The sequence below is a fragment of the Oleiphilus sp. HI0128 genome, from assembly GCF_001635365.1.
On sequence record NZ_LWGG01000326.1, the window covers coordinates 1 to 894 of the forward strand.

1 protein-coding gene and 1 pseudogene are annotated in these 894 nt (G+C 41.4%); both read right to left on the bottom strand.

Features of this window, described 5'->3' with window-relative positions; translation table 11 throughout:
* Nucleotides 1-493, bottom strand: a pseudogene (locus A3763_RS04130) (oxaloacetate decarboxylase); the annotation flags it as partial.
* 43 nt (nucleotides 494-536) lie between these two features.
* A complete protein-coding gene (locus A3763_RS04135; RefSeq protein ID WP_068507869.1) occupies nucleotides 537-779 on the bottom strand; it encodes an OadG family protein in 243 nt (80 codons plus the stop codon).
* Between the last annotated feature and the right edge of the window lie 115 nt (nucleotides 780-894).

Consider the following 894-nt stretch of genomic DNA (forward strand, 5'->3'; position numbering starts at 1 on the left):
TCGCTAAGCTAACCCAGCTTTCCAAAGTATGTACAGGACTTGTTGTATAGGAAAGCGTTGCCTGAGCATGACCGCCGTTTGCTTTAACAGCTTTAAGCGCACGATCCAGGTTGCGAGGGTCGTTCATCGCGTCAAAAACACGGAATACCTCAACACCATTTTTTACAGCACGCTCTACGAACTTATCAACAACGTCATCAGCATAATGTCTATAACCTAACAGATTTTGACCTCGCAACAACATTTGCTGCGGAGTATTAGGCATGACTTTCTTCAATTCTCTGATACGATCCCATGGATCTTCACCAATAAATCGAATACAGGAGTCAAATGTAGCGCCACCCCAAGATTCAAGTGACCAATAGCCTACCTGATCTAGCTTTTCAGCAATTGGCAGCATATCGTCAATTCGCATACGCGTTGCTAATAAAGATTGATGTGCATCACGAAGTACGACATCAGTGATTCCGAGTTTTTTGTTCGAATCCGTCATTTTCTATCAAGCCTTCTGTTAAAGGTTCAAATTTTATTCACGCTCACTTCTTGTGGTCTGAGCGATATTTGTCTACTGCAGCAGAGAGTACTGCTAACAGTTGCGCATCATTAGATGCTTGAGTTACTGGCGATGCAGCTGGAGCTTTAGGCTCAGGTGCTGGCGCATATTTCAAAATCATTTTTGACATGAACGATGTAGCAAAAACTAAGATCGTCAAAAATACAAAAACGAATCCCATACCCACCAACATCAAGTTTATTGCTTCAGACATTAAATCAGTCATATTCTGACTACCTAATCAATTTGTTGTTGATAACAAGGAAATTATCCTAAAAACCACCCAAATGTAACACATGTTACTAGGCGAGCGTAATGTACCTTTTCTAGCGTTTGTAGGC

Bases quoted from the DNA above. Each gene is read 5' to 3' on its own strand.
- A3763_RS04135 (WP_068507869.1), bottom strand. From the start codon at position 779: ATGACTGATTTAATGTCTGAAGCAATAAACTTGATGTTGGTGGGTATG.